Below are 20517 nucleotides of genomic sequence, written 5' to 3'. Positions count from 1 at the left end.
GGCGGTCGTGAGCGGTCGCGTGCGCGTGCGGGCGGGGCATTCGCGCCGCCGGGCGCCGCTTTTTACCGGCGCGCTTGACCGATTTAACCGCACGGTTACCGACCGGACGGACGGCGAATGGTCGGACGAAACCGCGCCGAACCCCGCCCGGCGCGGCGCGCGGCGATAGCCCCACGACCTGTCCGGCGTGTCACGGGCGGCCCGATCATGGGTTAGAATTCCGTTTTGAATCAAGGATTCGGAAGATGCAGAGGCACCCTCGGATCGCACCGTTGAAGCCGACGCCGCGCGCAGCCAGCCCCGCGGCCGAACGGCATGCGCGCCGCGCGCGATCGTGCTGATGGTTCCGAGTGCCGCCAGGCCCTGTCGCCGGCCAGGAGGGGCGAGTCGCCCGCTCCGGCCCCATGAAGGACAGCCGCGCGCCTGGTAACAGAACAGATTTCCCCAAGATTGCGCCCACGCGCTTGCCGACGCCCGTGCACGGGATATCGGCCCTCCGAGTCGTCCGAACATGAACGCACCACAAGTTTTCGATCCGCATGGCGCGGCCGCCGCCGTCGCCGCCGACCCCGCGCCCCGCTTGCGCGAGATTCCCTATAACTACACGTCCTTCTCGGATCGCGAGATCGTGATCCGCCTGCTCGGCGAAGAGGCGTGGGCGGTGCTCGACGAACTGCGCGCCGAGCGCCGCACAGGCCGCTCGGCGCGGATGCTGTATGAGGTGCTCGGCGACATCTGGGTCGTGCGTCGCAACCCGTATCTGCAGGACGACCTGCTCGACAATCCGAAACGCCGTGCGCTGCTGATCGAGGCGCTGAACCACCGCCTGACCGAAATCGGCAAGCGCCGCAGCGCCGATCTCACCGCGCACCGCGACGACGCCGGCCGCGAACGCGCATCGCGCGTCGAGATGCTCGAGAGCGCCGCGCAGCGCGCGGTCAACGAATTCGCCGACGAATTCGACAAGATGGCCGAGCTGCGCCGCCGCGCGACCAAGGCGCTCGGCCGCTGCACGCAGAAGGACAACATCCGCTTCGACGGGCTGTCGCGCGTGTCGCACGTGACGGACGCGACCGACTGGCGCGTCGAATACCCGTTCGTCGTGCTGACGCCGGACACCGAAGCCGAGATCGCCGCGCTGATCAAGGCGTGCTTCGAGCTCGGCCTGACCGTGATCCCGCGCGGCGGCGGCACCGGCTACACGGGCGGCGCGGTGCCGCTCACGCCGTTCTCCGCGGTGATCAACACCGAGAAGCTCGAACAGCTCGGCGCGGTCGAGCTGACCGAGCTGCCGGGCGTCGCGCACAAGGTGCCGACGATCTTCTCCGGCGCGGGCGTCGTCACGCGCCGCGTCACCGAGGCGGCCGAAGCGGCCGGCTACGTGTTCGCGGTCGATCCGACCTCGCTCGACGCGTCGTGCATCGGCGGCAACGTCGCGATGAACGCGGGCGGCAAGAAGGCCGTGCTGTGGGGCACCGCGCTCGACAACCTCGCATGGTGGCGAATGGTCGACCCGGACGGCAACTGGCTCGAAGTCACGCGCCACGAGCACAACCAGGGCAAGATCCACGACATCGCGGTCGCGCGCTTCGAGCTGAAGTGGTTCGACGGCGCGTACGCGCCCGGCGAGAAGCTGCTCAAGACGGAGATGCTCGAGATCGAGGGCCGCCGGTTCCGCAAGGAAGGGCTCGGCAAGGACGTGACCGACAAGTTCCTCGCCGGCCTGCCGGGCGTGCAGAAGGAAGGCTGCGACGGGCTTATCACGTCCGCGCGCTGGGTGCTGCACAAGATGCCCGCGCACACGCGCACCGTGTGCCTCGAATTCTTCGGCCAGGCGCGCGAGGCGATCCCGAGCATCGTCGAGATCAAGGACTACCTGTTCGAGACGTCGAAGCAGGGCGGCGCGATCCTCGCGGGCCTCGAGCACCTCGACGAGCGCTACCTGCGCGCGGTCGGCTACGCGACCAAGAGCAAGCGCAATGCCTTCCCGAAGATGGTGCTGATCGGCGACATCGTCGGCGACGATGCGGATGCGGTCGCGCACGCGACGTCCGAGGTGATCCGGATGGCGAACGGCAAGAGCGGCGAAGGCTTCGTCGCGGTCAGCGCGGAGGCGCGCAAGCGCTTCTGGCTCGACCGCAGCCGCACGGCGGCGATCGCCAAGCACACGAACGCGTTCAAGATCAACGAGGACGTGGTGATCCCGCTGAACCGGATGGGCGAGTACACCGACGGCATCGAGCGGATCAACATCGAGCTGTCGCTGAAGAACAAGCTGCAGCTGGTCGACGCGCTCGAAGCGTTCTTCAAGGGCGGCAACCTGCCGCTCGGCAAGACCGACGACGCGAACGAGATCCCGAGCGCCGAACTGCTGGAAGACCGCGTGCAGCAGGCGCTGGAGCTGCTCAAGCGCGTGCGGGCACGCTGGGAATTCGTGCGCGACCGGCTCGACCAGCCGCTGCGCGAGGCGCAGCACTACCTGGTGCAGCTCGGCTACGAGGCGCTTGCGGAGAAGTTCGCCGATCGCGCGGACGAGCAGCCGGGCGCGACCGTGTTCCACATCACGCAGGACCGCACGGTGCGGATTTCGTGGAAGCAGGAGATCCGCGCGGAGCTGCGCGCGATCTTCAACGGCGGCGCGTTCAAGCCGATCCTCGACGAAGCGCAGGCGATCCACAAGCGCGTGCTGCGCGGGCGCGTGTTCGTCGCGCTGCACATGCACGCGGGCGACGGCAACGTCCATACGAACATCCCGGTCAACTCCGACAACTACGAGATGCTGCAGGACGCGCACGCGTCGGTGGCCCGCATCATGACGCTGGCGCGCTCGCTCGACGGCGTGATTTCCGGCGAACACGGGATCGGCATCACGAAGCTCGAATTCCTGACCGAGGACGAGATCGCCGAATTCCGCGCGTACAAGCAGCGCGTGGACCCGAACGGCCGCTTCAACAAGGGCAAGCTGCTCGACGGCGCCGATCTGCGCAACGCGTACACGCCGAGCTTCGGGCTGATGGGCTACGAATCGCTGATCATGCAGCAGTCCGACATCGGGGCGATCGCCGATTCGGTGAAGGACTGCCTGCGCTGCGGCAAGTGCAAGCCGGTGTGCGCGACGCACGTGCCGCGCGCGAACCTGCTGTACAGCCCGCGCAACAAGATCCTGGCGACGTCGCTGCTGGTCGAGGCGTTCCTGTACGAGGAGCAGACGCACCGCGGCGTGTCGATCAAGCACTGGGACGAGTTCAACGACGTGGCCGACCACTGCACGGTGTGCCACAAGTGCGCGACGCCGTGCCCGGTGAAGATCGACTTCGGCGACGTGACGATGAACATGCGCAACCTGTTGCGCAAGATGGGCAAGAAGAAGTTCAACGCCGGCAATGCGGCGGGGATGTTCTTCCTGAACGCGACCAATCCGCAGACGATCAACCTCGCGCGCGGCGTGATGATGGGCGTGGGCTACAAGGTGCAGCGCTTCGCGAACGACATGCTGAAGAAGGTCGTGACGAAGCAGACGCAGCACCCGCCGGCGACGACGGGCAAGCCGCCGGCGGTCGAGCAGGTGATCCACTTCGTGAACAAGAAGATGCCGGGCAACCTGCCGAAGAAGACGGCGCGGGCGCTGCTGGACATCGAGGACAACAAGATCGTGCCGATCATCCGCAACCCGAAGTCGACGACGGTCGATTCGGAAGCGGTGTTCTACTTCCCGGGCTGCGGCTCGGAGCGGCTGTTCTCGCAGGTGGGGCTGGCGACGCAGGCGATGCTGTGGGAGGCGGGCGTGCAGACGGTGCTGCCGCCGGGCTACCTGTGCTGCGGCTATCCGCAGCGCGGCTCGGGGCAGTACGACAAGGCCGAGAAGATCGTGACGGACAACCGCGTGCTGTTCCACCGGGTCGCGAACACGCTGAACTACCTGGACATCAAGACGGTGGTGGTGTCGTGCGGCACCTGCTACGACCAGCTCGCGGGTTACGAATTCGACAAGATCTTCCCGGGCTGCCGGATCATCGACATCCACGAGTTCCTGCTCGAGAAGGGGATGAAGCTCGACGGGGTGACGGGCACGCGCTACATGTATCACGACCCGTGCCACACGCCGATCAAGACGATCGACCCGGTGAAGCTGGTCAACGAGCTGATGGGCGCGGAGAAAGACGGCTACAGGATCGAGAAGAACGATCGCTGCTGCGGCGAGTCGGGCACGCTGGCGGTCACGCGGCCGGACGTGTCGACGCAGGTGCGCTTCCGCAAGGAGGAGGAGATCCGCAAGGGGGCGGCGAAGCTGCGTGCGATTCCGGTGGTGGCGGGCGATGCGGCGGCGCCGGCGGCCGCGGGAGCGAACGGCCCGGACGTGAAGATCCTGACGAGCTGCCCGTCGTGCCTGCAGGGGCTGTCGCGCTACAACGAGGACGCGAACCTGGAGGCCGACTACATCGTGGTCGAGATCGCGCGTCAGGTGCTCGGCGAGAACTGGATGGCCGATTATGTCGCACGGGCCAACCATGGCGGGATCGAGCGCGTGCTGGTCTAATGCGGGCATGACGACCGCCCGACCGGGCCGGGACTGAGCGGGCGCCGGCGCAGCCGTGCCGGCGTCCGTCCACATGGGAGCGACGATGGAATGCGTGTTTTGCCGTGAAGACGGCGGCGAGGTGCTCTGGCAGGACGATGCGCTGCGCGTCGTGCTGGCCACGGGCGAGCACGACTACCCGGGCTTCTGCCGGGTGATCTGGGGTGCGCACGTGGCCGAGTTCTCCGATCTCGGCGAGCCCGAGCGGGCACATCTGATGCGCGTGGTCTACGCGGTCGAGCGGGCCGTGCGCCGCGTGATGCAACCGAACAAGGTGAATCTCGCGAGCCTCGGCAACATGGTGCCGCACGTGCACTGGCACGTGATTCCGCGCTTTTCCAACGATGCCCATTTCCCGCAGCCCGTGTGGGCGCCGCGCCAGCGCAGCGTGTCCGAGGCGCTGCTGCGCTCGCGCGCGGCGCAGGCCTCGCTGCTGCACAATGCGGTGCGCGAGGAAATTCAACGCATGACCGATTCGAGGCAAGCATGAGCGGTTTGACTTCCACGACGCCGATTCCGTCCGGCGTCGTCGTGCACGCGGTGTCGCGCGTGCTCGAATTGCAGTACCCGAACGGCGAGAACTTCCGGATTCCATTCGAGCTGATGCGCGTCTATTCGCCGTCGGCCGAGGTGCGCGGCCACGGGCCCGGCCAGGAGACGCTGCAGACCGGCAAGCGCGAAGTGACGATCACCGCGCTCGAAGGCGTCGGCAACTACGCGCTGCAGCCGACGTTCTCCGACGGCCATTCGACCGGCATCTACTCGTGGGACCTGCTGTACGAGCTGGCGACGCAGCAGGACGCGCTGTGGCGCGACTATTTCGACAAACTGAAGGCGGCGGGCATCGAGCGCGACGCCCCGATGCAGGCGGCCGCAGCGCCGCACGGCCACTGCCACTGAAATCGACGGCGCCCGCTCGGCGCCGTCTTGCCATTTACTGAGGATCAACGCGATGAGCAAAACCCACTTCGGCTTCGAAAGCGTCGAGGAAAACGAAAAAGCGAAGAAAGTGGCGGGCGTGTTTCATTCGGTCGCGAGCAACTACGATCTGATGAACGACCTGATGTCGGCGGGCATGCACCGCGCGTGGAAGGCGTTCACGATCGCGCAGGCGAACGTGCGTCCCGGCTTCAAGGTGCTCGACATCGCGGCCGGCACCGGCGACCTCACCAAGTCGTTCGCGAAGGCGGCCGGGCCGACGGGCGAGGTCTGGCATACCGACATCAACGAATCGATGCTGCGCGTCGGCCGTGACCGCCTGCTCGACAAGGGCGTCGTGACGCCGTCGCTGCTGTGCGATGCCGAAAAAATCCCGTTTCCGGACAACTACTTCGACGTGGTCACGGTCGCATTCGGGTTGCGCAATATGACGCACAAGGATGCCGCGCTCGCCGAAATGCGTCGCGTGACGAAGCCCGGCGGCCGCGTGATGGTGCTGGAATTCTCGAAAGTCTGGGATCCGCTGAAAAAAGCGTACGACCTGTATTCTTTCAAAGTATTACCGTGGCTTGGCGACAAGTTCGCGAAAGATGCTGAAAGTTATCGGTATCTTGCTGAATCTATCCGGATGCACCCCGATCAGGACACGCTGAAGACGATGATGGAACAAGCGGGCCTCGATGCCGTCAAATATTACAATTTGTCAGGTGGCGTGGTAGCTTTACACCTAGGGACCAAGTACTAAGGGGTTCTTTCCCTACATTCGTCTTACATTCGGAGAAGCTGATGTCTGAATCGCGTTCGTTGTTCAACCGTAGCAAGCCGTCGAAGCCGTGGGCTCGACGGGTCGGCACGCTGCTGATGGTCGGCCTGCTCACGGCCGGCACGTTCGCATCGCTCGACGCCGAAGCGAAGCGCATGGGTGGCGGGCGCAGCATCGGCCGCCAGAGCTCCACCGTCACGCAGCGCCAGGCCACGCCGCCCGCGCAGCAGCCGATGCAGCAGGCCGCACCGTCGCAGGCGCAGCGTACGAACCCGGCCGCGCCCACGCCGGCCGCGCAGCCCAACCGCTCGCGCTGGCTCGGGCCGATCGCCGGTCTCGCGGCCGGTCTCGGCATCGCGGCGCTGCTGTCGCACTTCGGTCTCGGCGGCGCCTTCGCGAGCATGATGGCGAACGTCATCGTGATCGCGTTGCTCGCGATGGTCGGCATCTGGCTGGTCCGCAAGTTCATGAACCGCCGTCGCCCGCAGGAGCCGGCGTATTCGGTCGGCGGCGCGTCGTCGTCCTCGGGCGGCTATTCGCAAAGCCCGTCGTTCCAGCAGGGCAACACCGGCGGTAACTACGCGGGCAGCGGCAGCAGCTATGCGAACGAAGCGCAGGGCGTGTTCGGCGGCGGCGCGGCGGCCGCCGGCGCGGCAGGCGCGATGGCGGCTGCGCCGCTCCAGGTGCCGGCCGGCTTCGACACCGAAGCGTTCCTGCGCAGCGCGAAGGTCTACTTCGTGCGCCTGCAGGCGGCGTGGGATCAGGGCAACCTGGCCGACATCCGCGAGTTCACGACGCCCGAAATGTTCGCCGAGATCAAGATCGACCTCGATTCCCGAGGCAACGACGCGAACCAGACCGACGTCGTGCAGCTCGACGCGGAACTGGTCGCGATCGAGGATCGCGGCATCGAGCAGTCGGCGAGCGTGCGCTTCCACGGCCTGATCCGCGAAGCGGCGAATACGTCGGCTGCGCCGTTCGACGAGGTCTGGAACCTGTCGAAGTCGGGCAGTCAGGGCTGGCTGCTCGCGGGTATCCAGCAGATCAACACGCATTGAGCGTGGCCGGCGGCCCGTGCCGCCGGGCACCCGGGCGACGGCCGCCGCACTGCGACCGCTTGCCGCCCGCGTGTACGGTCAGGCACGGTCCGCCATCGATCCGACGTTACAATAGAAACCCGCGTGGGCGCCCGGCCTGCGCGGGTTTTTCTTTCCCAGCCCGATGACCTTTGCCGCCAAGCCTTTTGCTGCTGCCGTCAATCACCTGCTCGCGCGCGAATCGTGGGCGCGCGACCGCCTGATTCCCTACGCGGGCAAGACTGCCCGGATCGACGTGCCTCCCGTCACGCTCACGCTGCTGGTGCAGCCCGACGGCTATCTGTCGGCTGTCGACGCGCACGATGCGCAACAGGTCGACGTATCGATCGCGCTTGCCGGCGATACGGTCGCCGCGTTCCTGCAGGGCGGCCAGGCGGCCGTGATGAAGCACGTGAAGATCGAGGGCGACGCGGAATTCGCGACGCAGATCGCGAAGCTGGCCGAGCATCTGCGCTGGGAACCGGAAGAAGATCTCGCGAAGCTGGTCGGCGACGCGGCGGCGTACCGGATCGCGACGGTCGTGCGCGACGCCGGCGCGCGCGCGCGCCGCACCGGCCGCAACGTGCTCGACTCCGTCGCCGAATACTGGCTCGACGAGAACCCGCAAGTCGTCCGGCGCGCGTCGCTCGGCGGCTTCGACGCCGAACTGGCGCGCGCACGCGATGCGCTCGCGCGGGTCGAAAAGCGGGTCGAGCGACTCGAACAAAAAATCGGCGCGCGCACGGGTTCCGGCCCGCGCGGCGCGCACTGAGGGCCGCAGGGCATGCGCATTTTCCGTTTCATCAAGATTGTCTACACCGTCATCCGCTTTGGTCTCGACGAAGTGATGCTGTCCCGGATCGACGACCGGCGCGTGAAGCTGCTGCTGCGGATCACGACGATCGGCCGCCGCTACTCCGATCCGCCCGCCGTGCGGCTGCGCCACGCGCTCGAAAGCCTCGGCCCGATCTTCGTGAAGTTCGGCCAGGTGCTGTCGACGCGCCGCGACCTGCTGTCGGTCGATTTCGCGAACGAACTCGCGAAGCTGCAGGACCAGGTGCCGCCGTTCGATTCGGCCGTCGCGATCGCGATCATCGAGAAGTCGCTCGGCGCGCCGGTCGACGAACTGTTCGACGAATTCGAGCGCGAGCCGATCGCGAGCGCATCGATCGCGCAGGTGCATTTCGCGAAGCTGAAGCAGGGCGTGCACGCGGGCAAGGCGGTCGCCGTCAAGGTGCTGCGGCCGAACATGCTGCCGGTGATCGATTCCGACCTCGCGCTGATGCGCGACATCGCGACGTGGACCGAGCGCATGTGGGCCGACGGCCGGCGCCTGAAGCCGCGCGAGGTCGTCGCCGAATTCGACAAGTACCTGCACGACGAGCTCGACCTGATGCGCGAGGCCGCGAACGGCAGCCAGCTGCGCCGCAACTTCGCGGGCCTCGACCTGCTGCTCGTGCCCGAGATGTTCTGGGATTTCTCGACGTCGCAGGTGCTCGTGATGGAGCGCATGACCGGCGTGCCGATCAGCCAGGTCGAGACGCTGCGCTCGGCCGACGTCGACATCAAGAAGCTCGCGCGCGAAGGCGTCGAGATCTTCTTCACGCAGGTGTTCCGCGACGGTTTCTTCCATGCGGATATGCACCCCGGCAACATCCAGGTGAGCCTCGACCCGAACACGTTCGGCCGATATATCGCGCTCGATTTCGGGATCGTCGGCGCGCTGTCCGATTTCGACAAGAACTACCTCGCGCAGAACTTCCTCGCGTTCTTCAAGCGCGACTACCACCGCGTCGCGACGCTGCACCTCGAATCGGGCTGGGTGCCGCCGGAGACGCGCGTCGAGGAACTCGAAAGCGCGATCCGCGCGGTGTGCGAGCCGTATTTCGATCGCGCGCTGAAGGACATTTCGCTCGGCCAGGTGCTGATGCGTCTGTTCTCGACGTCGCGCCGCTTCAATGTCGAGATCCAGCCGCAACTCGTGCTGCTGCAGAAGACGATGCTGAACGTCGAGGGGCTCGGCCGTTCGCTCGATCCCGAACTCGACCTGTGGAAGACCGCGAAGCCGTATCTCGAGCGCTGGATGACCGAGCAGATCGGCCTGCGCGGCTGGTACGAGCGGTTCAAGGTCGAGGCGCCGCAGTGGAGCAAGACGCTGCCGCAACTGCCGCGCCTCATCCACCATGCGATGGCCGCGCGCCACGACGCGCCGCGTGCCGCGAGCGAGGAGCTGATGCGTCAGGTCCTCGTCGAGCAGAAACGGACGAACCGGCTGCTGCAGGCGTTGCTGATCTTCGGCCTGGCCGTCGGCGTCGGGGCGCTCGTCGCGCGCGTGCTGCTCGCGCTCGCGTACGGCGCTTGATCGAAAGGAGCCGCGCGATGTCCGAACCGAAACAACCGTCCGTGCCGGGCGCCGCCGATTTCGCGACGCGCGACCCCGGCAGCGCATCGTTCTGGGACGAGCGTTTCGCACGCGGCGTGACGCCGTGGGAATTCGGCGGCGTGCCGGACGGGTTTCGCGCATTCGCGCAGCGGCGCGATTCGTGTGCGGTGCTGATTCCCGGCTGCGGCAGTGCGCAGGAGGCCGGCTGGCTTGCGCAGGCCGGCTGGCCGGTGCGTGCGATCGATTTCGCCGCGCAGGCGGTCGCCGCGGCGAAGGCGCAGCTCGGCGCGCACGCGGACGTCGTCGAGCAGGCCGATTTCTTCACGTACCGGCCGCCGTTCGACGTGCAGTGGGTGTACGAGCGTGCGTTCCTGTGCGCGTTGCCGCCGAGCCTGCGTGCGGGCTATGCGGCGCGGATGGCCGAGCTGCTGCCCGCGGGCGGGTTGCTGGCCGGCTATTTCTTCGTGGTGGCGAAGCCGAAGGGGCCGCCGTTCGGGATCGAGCGGGCGGAACTCGACGCGCTGCTCGCGCCGCACTTCGAGCTGGTCGAGGATTTGCCCGTGACCGATTCGCTGGCCGTGTTCGACGGGCACGAGCGCTGGCTCACGTGGCGTCGCCGCTGATGCGCGGGCGTCGCGGCCGTTGCCGGAGCGCGCCGGGGTTTCGGCTATAATTCAAGGTTTTGCAAGCCGTTTCCAGTTTCTGCGGGAAAAAATATCATGCCGATCTACGCCTATCGATGCGAAGCGTGCGGTTTCGCGAAGGACGTGCTCCAGAAGATGAGCGACGCGCCGCTGTCGCAATGCCCTGAATGCGGGAAGGATGCTTTTCGCAAACAGGTGACCGCCGCCGGTTTCCAGCTGAAGGGCTCGGGGTGGTATGTCACCGATTTCCGCGGCGGCTCGGGCGGCGCCAGCGCACCGGCGACGGCGTCGGGCGACGCGGCGCCGGCGGCACCCGCGACGGAAGCCGCACCCACCGCGGCCGCGCCGGCTGCGGCGAGCAGTTCGGGCAGCACCACGGCGACGAGCGCCGCGCCGGCTCCGGCCGCGACGCCCGCCGCCGGCAGTTGACCGTCGCGGCCCGGCCGGGTCGCGACCAACCCGCGCTTCCGGCGCGGTTCATTGACGGCAGATGATGAAAAAGACGACCCTGAAAACGGTGTTCCTGACCGGCTTGCTGGTTCTCGTCCCGCTCGCGATCACGCTGTGGGTGCTCGGCCTCATCATCGGCACGATGGACCAGACGCTGCTCCTGCTGCCCGAATCGTGGCAGCCCGAGCGGATGCTCGGCTTCCATCTGCCGGGGATCGGCGCGGTGCTGACGCTCGCGTTCATCTTCGTCGTCGGGCTGGCCACGCAGAACTTCATCGGCCAGAAGCTCGTCACGTGGTGGAACGCGGTCGTGCGTCACATCCCGGTCGTCGGGCCGATCTACACGAGCGTCAAGCAGGTGTCGGACACGCTGCTGTCGAGCAGCGGCAATGCGTTCCGCAAGGCGCTGCTGATCGAATACCCGCGCCGCGGCTCGTATACGATCGCGTTTCTGACCGGCACGCCCGGCGGCGACGTGGTCAACCATCTGACGGAAGAGTACGTGAGCGTGTACGTGCCCACGACGCCGAACCCGACGTCGGGCTTCTTCCTGATGCTGCCGAAGAGTGAAGTCATCGAACTCGACATGTCGGTCGATGCTGCGCTCAAGTACATCGTCTCGATGGGCGTCGTGGCGCCTTCGGCGCCGGCTCCGGCGCCCGCCCGCCGTCCCGTCGAGCCGCCGCTGTAAGTAAAGAATCATCGCCCGGGCCGCGCGTTGCGGCGCCCGTTGATCAAACCGAACGAAAGCAAACATCATGTCGATGCGTACTGAATACTGCGGTCTCGTGACCGAACACCTGCTGGGCCAAACCGTGTCGCTGTGCGGCTGGGTGCAGCGCCGCCGCGATCACGGCGGTGTGATCTTCATCGACCTGCGCGATCGTGAAGGCCTTGTGCAGGTGGTGTGCGACCCGGATCGCGCGGAAATGTTCGCGACCGCCGAAGGCGTGCGCAACGAGTTCTGCGTGCAGATCAAGGGCCTCGTGCGCAACCGTCCGGAAGGCACGGTCAACGCCGGCCTGAAGAGCGGCAAGATCGAAGTGCTGTGCCACGAATTGAACGTGCTGAACGCGTCGGTCACGCCGCCGTTCCAGCTCGACGACGACAACCTGTCGGAAACGACGCGCCTCACGCACCGCGTGCTCGACCTGCGCCGCCCGCAGATGCAGCACAACCTGCGCCTGCGCTACCGCGTCGCGATCGAGGCGCGCAAGTATCTCGACGAGCAGGGCTTCATCGACATCGAAACGCCGATGCTGACGAAGAGCACGCCGGAAGGCGCGCGCGACTACCTCGTGCCGTCGCGCGTGAACGCGGGCCAGTTCTTCGCGCTGCCGCAGTCGCCGCAGCTGTTCAAGCAGCTGCTGATGGTCGCAAACTTCGACCGTTACTACCAGATCACCAAGTGCTTCCGCGACGAGGATCTGCGCGCCGACCGTCAGCCGGAATTCACGCAGATCGACTGCGAAACGTCGTTCCTCGGCGAGCAGGAAATCCGCGACCTGTTCGAAGACATGATCCGTCACATCTTCAAGACGACGATCGACGTCGAACTCGACGCGAAATTCCCGGTGATGCCGTACTCGGAAGCGATGGCGCGTTTCGGTTCGGACAAGCCGGACCTGCGCGTGCAGCTCGAATTCACCGAGCTGACCGACGCGATGAAGGACGTCGACTTCAAGGTGTTCAGCACGCCGGCCAACGCGAAGGACGGCCGGGTCGCGGCGCTGCGCGTGCCGAAGGGCGGCGAGCTGTCGCGCGGCGACATCGACGGCTACACGGAATTCGTGCGCATCTACGGCGCGAAGGGCCTCGCATGGATCAAGGTCAACGAGAAGGCGAAGGGCCGCGACGGCCTGCAAAGCCCGATCGTCAAGAACCTGCACGACGCATCGATCGCGGCGATCCTCGAGCGCACCGGCGCTGAAGACGGCGACATCATCTTCTTCGCGGCCGATCGCGCGAAGGTCGTCAACGACAGCCTCGGCGCGCTGCGCCTGAAAATCGGCCATTCGGAATTCGGCAAGGCGAACGGCCTCGTCCAGGCCGGCTGGAAGCCGCTGTGGGTCGTCGACTTCCCGATGTTCGAATACGACGACGAAGACGCGCGCTACGTCGCCGCGCACCATCCGTTCACGAGCCCGAAGGACGAGCACCTCGAGTACCTCGAGACCGACCCGGGCCGCTGCCTCGCGAAGGCGTACGACATGGTGCTGAACGGCTGGGAAATCGGCGGCGGCTCGGTGCGTATTCACCGCGAGGAAGTGCAGAGCAAGGTGTTCCGCGCGCTGAAGATCGGCGCGGAAGAGGCGCAACTGAAGTTCGGCTTCCTGCTGGACGCGCTGCAGTACGGCGCGCCGCCGCACGGCGGTATCGCATTCGGTCTCGACCGCATCGTCACGATGATGGCCGGCGCCGATTCGATCCGCGACGTGATCGCGTTCCCGAAGACGCAGCGCGCGCAGGATCTGCTCACGCAGGCGCCGAGCCCGGTCGACGAACGTCAGCTGCGCGAGCTGCACATCCGTCTGCGTCAGCCGGAGCAGCCGAAGGCGTAACGCGCTTCTCGCAGGTCGTGTGCGCGCGGTCACGCCCACACGACGCCCATGAAAAAGGCGCAGCGATGCGCCTTTTTCATTTTTTGCGGTACAGTCGCAGCACTTGCCGCACGTTCGGGCACAGGCCCCGCGCACGGCCCTGCGCCGCATGAAACAAAGATGACGAAGCCGCCGAAAATCCCCGAATCCGTTCTCGTCGTGATCTACACGCCCGATCTCGATGTGCTCGTGATCAAGCGTGCCGACCAGCCCGATTTCTGGCAATCGGTCACCGGCTCGAAGGACGCGCTCGACGAGCCGCTCGCGCTCACCGCCGCGCGCGAGGTGGCCGAGGAAACCGGCATCGCGGTCGGCACGCCGGCCGTGCCGGCCACCGCGCTCGTCGACTGGCATCATCGGATCGAATACACGATCTATCCGCAATACCTGCACCGCTATGCGCCGGGCGTCACGCGCAACGTCGAGCACTGGTTCGGCCTGTGCGTGCCGCATCGCGTCGACGTGACGCTGTCGCCGCGCGAGCACGTCGACCATGCTTGGCTGCCGTTCCGCGAGGCGGCCGCGCGCTGCTTCTCGCCATCGAATGCCGAGGCGATCCTGCAATTGCCCGCGCGCGTGGCCCTCGCGCGTGCGCCGCACGGCTCGTCCGCATGAATGCGGAGACCCGCAAGCGCTTCGCGCAATTGCGGCAGATGTTCCTGCAGGAGCGCGGCTCCGCGTCGCGGCTCGCGTTTACGGCCGGCAATACCGTGCGGCTGTGCGAAACCGGCGCGGAATTCTTCCAGGCGCTGATCGAACGGATCGATGCGGCGCGCGAGCAGGTGATGCTCGAAACCTACATCTTCTGCGACGATGCGGCCGGCCGCCCGGTGTCGGACGCGCTGATCCGCGCGACGCAGCGCGGCGTGCGCGTGCGCGTGATCACCGACGGCATCGGCACCGCCCGCCTGCCGCTGTTCGACACATGGGCCGGGGCCGGCGTCGAGCACTGCATCTACAACCGCTTCCTGTTCGGCCGCTTCGGCTTCTCGCGCACGCACCGCAAGCTCGCGGTGATCGATCACGCGGTCGCGTTCTGCGGCGGCATCAACATCGTCGACGACTACACGCAGGGTAGCGCGACGCTGCCGTTCCCGCGCTGGGATTTCGCGGTCGAGATGGCGGGACCGGCGGTGTCCGACGTGCGCGCCGCGTTCGAGCTGCAGTGGCACCGGATCCGGTTCGGCCACAAGCCGTATGCGCAGTACGCGGCCGGGCTGCATGGCGGCGAAGCGTTCCCGGAGATGTTCCGGCGCTGGATGCGCAGCCACCGATGGATCAAGGCCGGCGCGCTGCGGGTCGTGACCGAGCCGAGCGTTGCATTCGTCGCGCGCGACAACGTCGTGAACCGCCGCGCGATCGAGAAGGCCTATCTCGCGGCGATCGGCCAGGCGCGCCAGCGGATCCTGCTCGCGAATCCGTATTTCATGCCGGGCCGCAAGCTCCGCCGCGCGCTGACGGGGGCGGCACGGCGCGGCGTGGACGTGCAGGTGCTGATCGGCCGCAAGGAGTTCACGGCGCTCGATACGGCCGTACCGTTCCTGTATCACTCGCTGTTGCGCGCGGGCGTGCGCGTCGCCGAATATGACAAGACGATCCTGCACGGCAAGGTCGCCGTGATCGACGACAACTGGGCGACGGTCGGCTCGTCGAATCTGGACGCGCTGAGCCTGATGCTGAACAATGAAGCGAACGTCGTGCTGGTGCGCTACGATGCAGTGACGAACCAGTTGCGCGACGCGATCGCCACCGCGTTCGCCGAAGGCCGGGAGATCGACGCCGCGCACTACGCGGCGCGCCCGCGCGTCGAGCGGCTGCTGAACTGGCTTGCGTACAACACGTACCGCCTCGTGATGAAGGCGCTGACGGTCGGCGGTTACGACTGACGCAGACTAAGTATTCGCTTTAAAAAATCTGTCCGCACGTTCGTGCGGAAAAGCCGCTCCGGTCCCGCCGGAATCGCGCAAAATAGCGGCTCGGTTAGACACCGGTTTCTAATAATTTCCTTGTTTCGCGAGCGGCCGCACTCAATAATAGTACGGCCGTTCGATTTTATTCGAACCCCCGAACGGTTACAGAAATAGCTATGCGAAAAGGCGAACAGACGCGTGCCGCGATACTCGAAGCTGCTTTGGACCTCGCCAGCCGTGACGGGCTGGAGGGGCTGACGATCGGCCTGCTGGCCGAGCGCATGCAGATGAGCAAGAGCGGCGTGTTCGCGCACTTCGGATCGCGCGAAGACCTGCAGGTCGAGGTCGTCCGCGAGTACCACCATCGTTTCGAAAACGAGGTGTTCTTTCCGAGCCTGCGCGAGTCGCGCGGTCTGCCGCGTCTTCGGGCGATGCTGGCGCGCTGGATCGAGAAGCGCATCCAGGAGGTGACGACCGGGTGCATCTACATCAGCGGCGCAGTGGAGTACGACGACCGGCCGGACAGCCCCGTGCGCGAGCAGTTGATCGCGAGCGTGACCGCCTGGCGTGCCGCGTTGCTGCGCGCCATTTCGCAGGCGATGGAAGAAGGGCATCTGCGCGCGGATACGGATCCGGAACTGATGCTCTTCGAGCTGTACAGCTTCACGCTCGGCCTGCATCACGACGCACGCTTCCTGCATTCGCCGGACGCCGTGCGCCTTACGTGGGCCGCGCTGGAAAAGACGATTGTTTCGTATCAGAGCGAGAGCCGTTAGCGGCGCGTGACCCGCCCGCCACGAGCTCGAGCCGTTGCCCACCTTTGGAGAGAGTCATGGGACAGTACGCCGCGCCGCTGCGCGACATGCAATTCGTGTTGCACGAGCTTCTGAACGTCGAAGCCGAAGTCAAGCAAATGCCCAAGCATGCGGACCTCGACGCCGACACGATCAACCAGGTCCTCGAGGAAGCGGGCAAGTTCTGCTCCGAGGTACTGTTCCCGCTGAACCAGGTCGGTGACCGCGAAGGCTGCACGTATGAAGGCGACGGCGTCGTGAAGACACCGACCGGCTTCAAGGAAGCCTACCAGCAGTACGTCGAGGCCGGCTGGCCGGCGCTCGGCTGCGATCCGGACTACGGCGGCCAGGGCCTGCCCGCGTTCGTGAACAACGCGCTCTACGAAATGCTGAACTCGGCGAACCAGGCATGGACGATGTATCCGGGCCTGTCGCACGGCGCGTATGAATGCCTGCACGCGCACGGCGCGCCGGAACTGCAGCAGCAATACCTGCCGAAGCTCGTGTCGGGCGAATGGACGGGCACGATGTGCCTGACCGAGCCGCACTGCGGCACCGACCTCGGCATCCTGCGCACCAAGGCCGAACCGAACGGCGACGGCTCGTACTCGATCAGCGGCACGAAGATCTTCATCTCGAGCGGTGAGCACGACATGTCGAAGAACATCGTCCACCTCGTGCTCGCGCGCCTGCCGGACGCGCCGCAGGGCACGAAGGGGATCTCGCTGTTCATCGTGCCGAAGTTCATTCCGGACGCGTCGGGCGAGCCGGGCGAGCGCAACGGGATCAAGTGCGGCTCGATCGAGCACAAGATGGGCATCCACGGCAACTCGACGTGCGTGATGAACCTCGACGGCGCGAAGGGCTGGATGGTCGGCGAGCCGAACAAGGGCTTGAACGCGATGTTCGTGATGATGAATGCCGCGCGCCTCGGCGTCGGCATGCAGGGCCTCGGCCTCACGGAAGTCGCGTACCAGAACTCGCTGACGTACGCGAAGGAGCGCCTGCAGATGCGCTCGCTGACGGGCCCGAAGGCACCGGACAAGCCGGCCGACCCGATCATCGTGCACCCGGACGTGCGCCGCATGCTGCTCACGCAGAAGGCTTACGCGGAAGGCGCGCGTGCATTCACGTACTGGTCCGCGCTGCAGATCGACAAGGAACTGTCGCACGCCGACGAAGCCGTGCGCAAGGAAGCGGCCGACCTCGTCGCGCTGCTCACGCCGATCATCAAGGCGTTCCTGACCGACAACGCGTTCGAGTGCACGAACCACGCGATGCAGATCTACGGCGGCCACGGCTTCATCTCCGAGTGGGGCATGGAGCAGTACGTGCGCGACGCACGGATCAACATGATCTACGAAGGCACGAACTCGATCCAGTCGCTGGACCTGCTGGGCCGCAAGGTGCTCGGCGACATGGGCGCGAAGCTGAAGAAGTTCGGCAAGCTCGTGACCGAATTCGCGGAAGCCGAAGGCGTGAAGCCCGAAATGGCCGAGTTCATCAACCCGCTCGCCGACATCGGTGAAAAGGTGCAGAAGCTGACGATGGAAATCGGCATGAAGGCAATGCAGAACCCGGACGAAGTCGGCGCTGCCGCCGTGCCGTACCTGCGCACCGTCGGCCATCTGGTGTTCTCGTACTTCTGGGCGCGCATGGCGCGCCTCGCACTCGACAAGGAAGCGTCGGGCGATCCTTTCTACAAGTCGAAGCTCGCCACCGCCCGCTTCTACTTCGCGCGTCTGCTGCCCGAAACGGCATCGACGATCCGCGCCGCGCGCGCCGGTTCGAAGACGCTGATGGAAGTCGACGAATCGCTGTTCTGACGCGAGTCCGGGCGGTGCGCGCCGCGCGCCGCGCCGCCCGAACGCAACGGTTCCTGGTACTCACTTCGCCGTGCAGCCCTCACATTCCGCGCTGCACGACACTATCCGGAGACATCCCGTGAGCAATTTCCTGATTCGCAAGGTCGCCGTGCTGGGCGCCGGCGTGATGGGCGCGCAGATCGCCGCGCACCTCGTCAACGCGCGCGTGCCGGTGCTGCTGTTCGACCTGCCGGCCAAGGAAGGCCCGAAAAATGCGATCGCGCTGAAGGCGATCGAGAACCTGAAGAAGCTGTCGCCCGCGCCGTTCGGCGTGAAGGACGATGCGAAGTACCTCGAAGCGGCGAACTACGAAGACGACATCGCGAAGCTCGCCGAATGCGACGTCGTGATCGAGGCGATCGCCGAGCGGATGGACTGGAAGCACGACCTGTACAAGAAGGTCGCACCGCACATCGCTTCGCACGCGATCTTCGCGACCAACACGTCAGGGCTGTCGATCACGAAGCTGTCGGAAGGATTCTCGGACGAGCTGAAGTCGCGCTTCTGCGGCGTGCACTTCTTCAACCCGCCGCGCTACATGCACCTCGTCGAGCTGATCCCGACCGCGCATACGCGCCCGGAAATCCTCGACCAGCTCGAAACCTTCCTGACGAGCGTCGTCGGCAAGGGCGTCGTGCGCGCGAAGGACACGCCGAACTTCATCGCGAACCGCGTCGGCATCTTCTCGATCCTCGCGGTGATCACCGAGGCCGCGAAGTTCGGCCTGCGCTTCGACGAAGTCGACGACCTGACGGGCAGCCGCCTCGGCCGCGCGAAGTCGGCGACGTTCCGCACCGCGGACGTGGTCGGCCTCGACACGATGGCGCACGTGATCAAGACGATGCAGGACAACCTCGCCGACGATCCGTTCTTCCCGGTCTACCAGACGCCCGCCGTGCTGGCCGAACTGGTGAAGCAGGGCGCGCTCGGCCAGAAGACGGGCGGTGGGTTCTACAAGAAGGAAGGCAAGGCGATCAAGGTGCTCGACGCGAAGACGGGCGCCTACGTCGATTCCGGTGCGAAGGCGGACGAAACGGTCGGTCGCATCCTGAAGCGCCCGCCGGCGGAACGCCTGAAGCTGCTGCGCGAGACGGATCATCCGCACGCGCAGTTCCTGTGGTCGATTTTCCGCGACGTGTTCCACTACATCGGCTTGCATCTGGAGTCGATCGCCGACAACGCGCGCGACGTGGACCTCGCGATCCGCTGGGGCTTCGGCTGGAACGAAGGCCCGTTCGAAGGCTGGCAGGCCGCCGGCTGGAAGCAGGTCGCCGAGTGGGTGCAGGAAGACATCGCGGCCGGCAAGGCGCTCGCGAACGTGCCGCTGCCGTCGTGGGTGCTCGAAGGCCCGGTCGCCGAGAAGGGCGGCGTGCACACGGCCGAAGGCTCGTGGGCGCCGGCATCGAAGCGCTTCGTGCCGCGTTCGGACCTGGCCGTGTACGGCAAGCAGGTGTTCCGCGCGCCGCTCATCGGCGAAACCGGCGCCGATCCGAAGACGTACGGCAAGACGCTGTTCGAGACCGACGCGGTGCGTGCGTGGGTCGACGATCGTGCCGGTGAAGACGACGTCGTGATCGTGTCGTTCAAGTCGAAGATGAACACGATCGGACCGAGCGTGATCGACGGCCTCGTGCAGGCGATCGAACTCGCGGAGAAGGACTACAAGGGCGTGGTGATCTGGCAGCCGACGTCGCTGAAGCTCGGCACGCCGGGCGGCCCGTTCTCGGCCGGCGCGAACCTCGAAGAGGCGATGCCCGCGTTCATGATGGGCGGCGCGAAGGGCATCGAGCCGTTCGTGAAGAAGTTCCAGGAAGGCATGCTGCGCGTGAAGTACGCGAACGTGCCGGTCGTCGCGGCCGTGTCGGGCATCGCGCTCGGCGGCGGGTGCGAGCTGATGCTGCACAGCGCGAAGCGTGTCGTGCACGTCGAGAGCTACATCGGTCTCGTCGAAGTGGGCGTCGGCCTCGTGCCGGCCGGCGGCGGCCTGAAGGAAGCGGCGCTGCGTGCGGCGGACGCCGCGACGGCCGCGAACGCGACCACCGACATCCTGAAGTTCGTCACGAAGTCGTTCGAGAACGCGGCGATGGCGAAGGTGTCGGCGTCCGCGCACGACGCACGTGCGATGGGCTACGTGAAGCCGTCCGACACGATCGTCTTCAACGTGTTCGAACTGCTCGACACCGCGAAGAAGGAAGCGCGTGCGCTGGCCGATACCGGCTACCGCGCGCCGCTGCGCGCGAAGGACGTGCCGGTCGCGGGCCGCTCGGCGATCGCGACGATCAAGGCATCGCTCGTCAACATGCGTGACGGCCGCTTCATCAGCGACCACGACTACCTGATCGCGAGCCGCATCGCCGAAGCCGTGTGCGGCGGCGACGTCGAAGCCGGCAGCCTCGTCGACGAAGAATGGCTGCTGGCGCTGGAGCGCCGCGCGTTCGTCGAGCTGCTCGGCACGCAGAAGACGCAGGAACGGATCATGGGCATGTTGCAGACCGGCAAGCCGGTGCGTAACTGAGC

16 protein-coding genes are annotated in these 20517 nt (G+C 66.4%); all 16 read left to right on the top strand.

The genetic code is table 11. From position 1 onward, the window contains the following. Window positions 1-511 precede the first annotated feature (511 nt). The 16 genes from CFB81_RS14065 to CFB81_RS13990 all read left to right on the top strand — a co-directional run bounded on the left by CFB81_RS14065 (window position 512) and on the right by CFB81_RS13990 (window position 20515). The gene (locus tag CFB81_RS14065; protein ID WP_089435621.1) at window positions 512-4537 is read left to right on the top strand and encodes a DUF3683 domain-containing protein; all 4026 of its coding nucleotides are present in this window, start codon (window positions 512-514) and stop codon (window positions 4535-4537) included. 85 nt (window positions 4538-4622) lie between these two features. Further along, entirely contained in the window at window positions 4623-5066 is a 444-nt protein-coding gene (locus tag CFB81_RS14060; protein WP_011546191.1) for an HIT family protein, read from the top strand. Further along, window positions 5063-5476 (top strand): gamma-butyrobetaine hydroxylase-like domain-containing protein, encoded by a 414-nt coding sequence (locus CFB81_RS14055; RefSeq protein ID WP_089435620.1) that lies wholly within the window; start codon window positions 5063-5065, stop codon window positions 5474-5476. Before CFB81_RS14060 ends, CFB81_RS14055 begins: the two co-directional genes overlap by 4 nt. Before the next feature lie 52 nt (window positions 5477-5528). After that, window positions 5529-6260, top strand: coding sequence for a bifunctional demethylmenaquinone methyltransferase/2-methoxy-6-polyprenyl-1,4-benzoquinol methylase UbiE (gene ubiE, locus CFB81_RS14050; protein ID WP_006477837.1), 732 nt, complete (start codon window positions 5529-5531; stop codon window positions 6258-6260). 41 nt (window positions 6261-6301) lie between these two features. Continuing rightward, window positions 6302-7336 (top strand): Tim44 domain-containing protein, encoded by a 1035-nt coding sequence (locus tag CFB81_RS14045; protein WP_069619591.1) that lies wholly within the window; start codon window positions 6302-6304, stop codon window positions 7334-7336. A gap of 163 nt (window positions 7337-7499) precedes the next feature. Beyond that, on the top strand, window positions 7500-8126 hold the full coding sequence (locus CFB81_RS14040) for an SCP2 domain-containing protein (RefSeq protein ID WP_006487883.1): 627 nt from the start codon (window positions 7500-7502) through the stop codon (window positions 8124-8126). Between the two features lie 12 nt (window positions 8127-8138). Then, window positions 8139-9716, top strand: a complete 1578-nt coding sequence (gene ubiB, locus CFB81_RS14035) for a ubiquinone biosynthesis regulatory protein kinase UbiB (RefSeq protein ID WP_089435619.1) — start codon at window positions 8139-8141, stop codon at window positions 9714-9716. 17 nt (window positions 9717-9733) lie between these two features. Further along, window positions 9734-10360 carry an SAM-dependent methyltransferase gene (locus tag CFB81_RS14030; RefSeq protein WP_089435618.1) on the top strand — a complete coding sequence of 209 codons (627 nt, stop codon included), beginning with the start codon at window positions 9734-9736 and terminating at the stop codon, window positions 10358-10360. Window positions 10361-10456: 96 nt separating this feature from the next. After that, on the top strand, window positions 10457-10810 hold the full coding sequence (locus CFB81_RS14025; protein WP_089435617.1) for an FmdB family zinc ribbon protein: 354 nt from the start codon (window positions 10457-10459) through the stop codon (window positions 10808-10810). A gap of 61 nt (window positions 10811-10871) precedes the next feature. Next, window positions 10872-11522, top strand: coding sequence for a DUF502 domain-containing protein (locus CFB81_RS14020; protein ID WP_006477842.1), 651 nt, complete (start codon window positions 10872-10874; stop codon window positions 11520-11522). Between the two features lie 67 nt (window positions 11523-11589). Further along, window positions 11590-13392 carry an aspartate--tRNA ligase gene (aspS, locus tag CFB81_RS14015; protein WP_006477843.1) on the top strand — a complete coding sequence of 601 codons (1803 nt, stop codon included), beginning with the start codon at window positions 11590-11592 and terminating at the stop codon, window positions 13390-13392. A gap of 159 nt (window positions 13393-13551) precedes the next feature. Beyond that, complete coding sequence (gene nudB / locus CFB81_RS14010; RefSeq protein ID WP_069619594.1) at window positions 13552-14046, top strand: dihydroneopterin triphosphate diphosphatase; 495 nt, start codon at window positions 13552-13554, stop codon at window positions 14044-14046. Then, window positions 14043-15317, top strand: coding sequence for a cardiolipin synthase ClsB (gene clsB, locus CFB81_RS14005; protein WP_069619595.1), 1275 nt, complete (start codon window positions 14043-14045; stop codon window positions 15315-15317). The genes nudB and clsB overlap by 4 nt, the downstream gene beginning before the upstream one ends. A 200-nt stretch (window positions 15318-15517) precedes the next feature. Then, a complete protein-coding gene (locus CFB81_RS14000) occupies window positions 15518-16117 on the top strand; it encodes a TetR/AcrR family transcriptional regulator (protein WP_006477846.1) in 600 nt (199 codons plus the stop codon). 56 nt (window positions 16118-16173) lie between these two features. Beyond that, window positions 16174-17961: an acyl-CoA dehydrogenase C-terminal domain-containing protein gene (locus CFB81_RS13995; protein WP_069619596.1), complete on the top strand. Its 1788-nt coding sequence runs from the start codon at window positions 16174-16176 to the stop codon at window positions 17959-17961. Window positions 17962-18079: 118 nt separating this feature from the next. Beyond that, the gene (locus CFB81_RS13990; RefSeq protein WP_089435616.1) at window positions 18080-20515 is read left to right on the top strand and encodes a 3-hydroxyacyl-CoA dehydrogenase/enoyl-CoA hydratase family protein; all 2436 of its coding nucleotides are present in this window, start codon (window positions 18080-18082) and stop codon (window positions 20513-20515) included. Window positions 20516-20517: the final 2 nt, after the last annotated feature.

Source organism: Burkholderia sp. AU28863, from assembly GCF_002223195.1.
Lineage (GTDB): Bacteria > Pseudomonadota > Gammaproteobacteria > Burkholderiales > Burkholderiaceae > Burkholderia > Burkholderia sola.
Note: the sequence above shows the minus strand (reverse complement) of the source record. Positions and strands in the feature narration are given on the sequence as shown.

Excerpts from the sequence above, each read along its gene's own strand:
- aspS (WP_006477843.1), top strand. The coding sequence starts at position 11,590 with ATGTCGATGCGTACTGAATACTGCGGTCTCGTGACCGAACACCTGCTG.
- CFB81_RS14055 (WP_089435620.1), top strand. The coding sequence starts at position 5,063 with ATGAGCGGTTTGACTTCCACGACGCCGATTCCGTCCGGCGTCGTCGTG.
- CFB81_RS14030 (WP_089435618.1), top strand. The coding sequence starts at position 9,734 with ATGTCCGAACCGAAACAACCGTCCGTGCCGGGCGCCGCCGATTTCGCG.
- CFB81_RS14045 (WP_069619591.1), top strand. The coding sequence starts at position 6,302 with ATGTCTGAATCGCGTTCGTTGTTCAACCGTAGCAAGCCGTCGAAGCCG.
- ubiE (WP_006477837.1), top strand. The coding sequence starts at position 5,529 with ATGAGCAAAACCCACTTCGGCTTCGAAAGCGTCGAGGAAAACGAAAAA.
- clsB (WP_069619595.1), top strand. The coding sequence starts at position 14,043 with ATGAATGCGGAGACCCGCAAGCGCTTCGCGCAATTGCGGCAGATGTTC.
- CFB81_RS14020 (WP_006477842.1), top strand. The coding sequence starts at position 10,872 with ATGATGAAAAAGACGACCCTGAAAACGGTGTTCCTGACCGGCTTGCTG.
- CFB81_RS14060 (WP_011546191.1), top strand. The coding sequence starts at position 4,623 with ATGGAATGCGTGTTTTGCCGTGAAGACGGCGGCGAGGTGCTCTGGCAG.
- CFB81_RS13995 (WP_069619596.1), top strand. The coding sequence starts at position 16,174 with ATGGGACAGTACGCCGCGCCGCTGCGCGACATGCAATTCGTGTTGCAC.
- CFB81_RS14065 (WP_089435621.1), top strand. The coding sequence starts at position 512 with ATGAACGCACCACAAGTTTTCGATCCGCATGGCGCGGCCGCCGCCGTC.
- ubiB (WP_089435619.1), top strand. The coding sequence starts at position 8,139 with ATGCGCATTTTCCGTTTCATCAAGATTGTCTACACCGTCATCCGCTTT.
- CFB81_RS14040 (WP_006487883.1), top strand. The coding sequence starts at position 7,500 with ATGACCTTTGCCGCCAAGCCTTTTGCTGCTGCCGTCAATCACCTGCTC.
- CFB81_RS14025 (WP_089435617.1), top strand. The coding sequence starts at position 10,457 with ATGCCGATCTACGCCTATCGATGCGAAGCGTGCGGTTTCGCGAAGGAC.
- CFB81_RS14000 (WP_006477846.1), top strand. The coding sequence starts at position 15,518 with ATGCGAAAAGGCGAACAGACGCGTGCCGCGATACTCGAAGCTGCTTTG.
- nudB (WP_069619594.1), top strand. The coding sequence starts at position 13,552 with ATGACGAAGCCGCCGAAAATCCCCGAATCCGTTCTCGTCGTGATCTAC.